Source organism: Metabacillus rhizolycopersici (genome assembly GCF_020075705.1).
In genome coordinates this window covers 1-3,580 of sequence record NZ_JAIQUM010000166.1, presented here as the reverse complement: position 1 = coordinate 3,580, position 3,580 = coordinate 1, and the positions used below count along the sequence as shown (strand labels likewise).

Here is a 3,580-nt window from a genome sequence, read left to right as displayed (position 1 = left end):
CTATCCCAGGCATAGGAGAAAAAATCGCGGCAACGATTATTTCTGAAATTGGTGAGATAGATCGATTTAATCATCCTAAGAAACTTGTAGCTTTCGCTGGAGTTGATCCTAGTGTATTCGAATCTGGAAAGTTTACAACCACCAAGAATCGGATCACAAAACGAGGATCTAGTAGGCTTCGTCATGCCTTATATATGGCAGTTCGTTGTGCTATTCGTGATTGTCGCAAGAAGAAAACGACTGATGAAATCATCCCTCGCAATAAAAAAATGCGTGAGTTTTACGACAAGAAGCGTGAAGAAGGAAAGCCTTATAAAGTAGCAGTTATCGCTTGTGTGAATAAGCTCTTACATTGGATTTTCGCCCTGTTAAAAAGCAAAACAACTTTCCAAGATATAGCCTAAAACCTATATCTAACTAAATAGCCTAAAACTTTCCATTCAAGAGATAATGGAAGGTTATTTAGCATGGATATTTTTAGTATAGCATGAATGATTTTAAGTTTTTATTGAAAAATATTGACAAACTATTAGCTGGTTTAGTTGCGTAAGAGATGTACTGGCGACTTCTTGGCTGAGCCAAACGCAAAGGGCGATGAGTTCATCTGCTTGATACTTACTAGATCGCTGAACAAAACCAACCTGCTTAGCGATTTTTTGTAGGACGATTGGAGATAGAAAGCGTTGTAATTCTTGTGAGAATAGATATAATTCTTCAGAAAGCGAGAGGTCCATGAAAAAACGTCATCCTTTTCAAGTATTTTACTGAAAGAATAACGTTTTTTTCATTTTGGGGGAAATTTGTTTCGTTAGCTTGATGGGTATGTGACTGTACCCCTAATAGAAGAAACACGTAAAAAAAGAAGCATCAGCCTATTGAAAAGAATGCAAAGGATACGGATCGTGATTACTTTTTGAGTGCAGAAGAAGCGAAAGCATACGGTGTTATTGATGAAATAATTGTTCAGAAAAGGTGAATAGAAAAAGAACTCTCACAAATTTAAATGTACCCTATAGGTAGACTTTTTTTTAGTGTCTACTCTATAGGGTACATTTTAATAACTTTAGAGCCTTTTCTATATATAAGTTTATTTAACGGCTTCTTTTAGTCCTTACCTGCTTTAAAAGCTGGCACTTTAGAAGTAGGAATGTTGATTTCTTCACCTGTTTGAGGACCTGTTCGTGCTCACGTTCAAGTACTTCAACTGTGCCAAATTCAATCAATTGTATATTTTTCTTACTGAGCAAGTTATTAGTAATTGTTTCAAAATAATGCATCTACAGCAATAGAATCCTTCCTAGGATAATTGAAGCTGCTTTTGGGATCAGTCAGTAAGATTTAACACCGTTACTTTCTCACGTGTCATCGATTCGATGCTCTTATGAATTCCTTGGGCTCCCATACCAGAACCTTTCACACCGATAAATGGAAAATGATCTGGACCGCGTTCTGTACGACCGTTAATTTGAACTGAACCTGTTTCCATCTTATTCGCAATCGAAAATGCTTTATTGATGTCTTTTGTAAAGACACTTGCTTGTAAGCCAAACTCAGACTTATTGGCAATTTTGATTGCTTCTTCATCAGATGATACACGGATAACTGGTAATGCAGGTCCGAATGGTTCTTCCCAAGCAATGCGCATGTCTTCTGTAACTTGATCAAGAAGAGTAGGGTAAATTAAATTACGATCGCGCTTGTTTCCTGTCACAACTGTTGCTCCTTTTTCAATCGCATCATCAATTAAGCCTTGAACAAAATCAGCTGATTGGTCATCAATTAACGGAACAACGGTGCTTCCTTCTTCTGGGGAACCAACAGATAATTTTTCAATTTCTTCTTTTAAAATTCCCACAAGCTCGTCTGCTACGTTTACATGGACTAATACACGCTTAATTGCTGTGCAACGTTGGCCTGAATAAGAAAACGCACCACTAATGATTTGTTGTGCTGCTTTCTCTAAATCTGCATCTTCTCGCACAATCCCAGGATCTTTTCCACCAAGTTCAAGTACAAGTGGAATCATTCCTGCCTTTTTCGCTAAACGAACACCTGTATTTGTACCACCTGTAAAGGAGATCATATCAATCCCTTTGTGCTCAACTAAGTAATCACCAATCACTGAACCACGACCTGTTACGATATTGACAAGCCCTTTTGGAAACTCTGCTTTGTGAAGAGCCTCAATCATTTTAATACCACTGATGGACCCTTGTGTAGCAGGTTTAAAGATAACGGCATTCCCTGAAATCAGCGCCGGTGCCAATTTAGCAGCAGCTAAGTTTACTGGGTAATTAAATGGAGGAATCGCTAATACGACACCGAGTGGAACACGTTCGATAATGGCCACTTTTGATTTAGAACCGCCTGGGAAGCTGTCTCCCTTCATGCTTTCACCATGCATATGAAGAGCTTCTTCCACTGTATAACGAATAAAATCAGCTGTACGTACAACTTCATTTTTAGAATCTTTCAAACTTTTTCCAACCTCTTGCATAATTACTTCAGCAATTTCGTCTTGCATGTTCACTAATTCATCTGCCCATTTATATAAATAGCTTGCACGTTGTTGAAGGGATGTTTCTGCCCATTTTTTTTGTGCTTTATGTGCAGAACAAATTGCTTCGTCCACTTCTTCTTTTGTAATAGCTTGTACTTTTCCAATAATTTCATGCAGATAAGGTGACTTGATGTCGATGGTCTGACCTGATTGGCTTTCTTTCCATTCCCCGTTTAAGTAAAATTCATAAGTTGGTGAAATTAATACATTTGTCGTCAAAAAAAACCCCTCCTTTAATTGTGAACATCAATCAAATCTAGATAAAGTGAATAATCAGTCTATTGAATGAGCAAGTGGTAAACAAAAACTATAAGGGACAAAATTAGTCCCAGATGGACATAATTTGTCCCTATCAGACATAATGCATCCCACTTTAAAAAAGTTCATTCTAATATTTTTTCATTCTAGCAGGATTAAAATCCTTTCACAACAAAAAAATTAATATTTCTGAATATTTTTTATTTTTAATTTCCGGTAATCGCTTTCATTAAAGTTGTATAGTAATCAGCTGTTTTGGTTCTGGTGCAAAAACTATTTGATGGAGACATAGAATCTACATGACCTGTTCAATGACAGATTATGATACCATCCCAAACAACTTATGTATGAACTTGACTTGATTTTGGACAGACTGCACCCGTTGGTGAAGCTGTCCTTTTTTCATCATATGCATGGCTTCAATGCCACTCAATATAGAAGTAGTTGTTTGGAAGGACCTGAATCCCAGCATGGATCGTACTCATTTCTTAATGAAACGGTGATCCTGTTCAACAATATTGTTTAGATAACGAATCTGTCTTATTTGGATGCCTTCAGGCATCTTTTTCTCTTTCTTCAACTCTTCAATCGCCAAAGGATAGGATGGGTTCTTGTCTACTGTGATAACACGAGGCTTTGGAACATGAAAAGACCGCAAAGCTTTCTTGAAAAAGCGCTTTGCAGCCTTATGATTTCTTGTTTTGTTTAAATAAAAATCAATCGTATTTCCTTCTGAATCAACGGCACGATATAGGTACATCC

General features: G+C 37.2%; 2 protein-coding genes and 4 pseudogenes. 2 read left to right on the top strand and 4 right to left on the bottom strand.

Annotated elements, in window-relative coordinates; translation table 11 throughout:
* A partial coding sequence (locus K9V48_RS27435; RefSeq protein WP_224142232.1) for a transposase occupies positions 1-404 on the top strand: 404 nt, incomplete at its 5' end.
* Positions 405-539: 135 nt separating this feature from the next.
* Here the strand turns inward: K9V48_RS27435 and K9V48_RS27430 are convergent.
* Positions 540-734 (bottom strand): annotated as a pseudogene (locus K9V48_RS27430) (IS4 family transposase); the annotation flags it as partial.
* A gap of 137 nt (positions 735-871) precedes the next feature.
* Here K9V48_RS27430 and K9V48_RS27425 point away from each other — a divergent pair.
* Positions 872-976: pseudogene (locus tag K9V48_RS27425) on the top strand (ATP-dependent Clp protease proteolytic subunit); the annotation flags it as partial.
* Between the two features lie 111 nt (positions 977-1,087).
* Here K9V48_RS27425 and K9V48_RS27420 read toward each other — a convergent pair.
* The 3 genes and pseudogenes from K9V48_RS27420 to K9V48_RS27410 all read right to left on the bottom strand — a co-directional run.
* Positions 1,088-1,229 (bottom strand): annotated as a pseudogene (locus K9V48_RS27420) (HU family DNA-binding protein); the annotation flags it as partial.
* 95 nt (positions 1,230-1,324) lie between these two features.
* Positions 1,325-2,779 carry an NADP-dependent glyceraldehyde-3-phosphate dehydrogenase gene (locus tag K9V48_RS27415; RefSeq protein WP_224142231.1) on the bottom strand — a complete coding sequence of 485 codons (1,455 nt, stop codon included), beginning with the start codon at positions 2,777-2,779 and terminating at the stop codon, positions 1,325-1,327.
* A gap of 358 nt (positions 2,780-3,137) precedes the next feature.
* Positions 3,138-3,580 (bottom strand): annotated as a pseudogene (locus K9V48_RS27410) (IS6 family transposase); the annotation flags it as partial.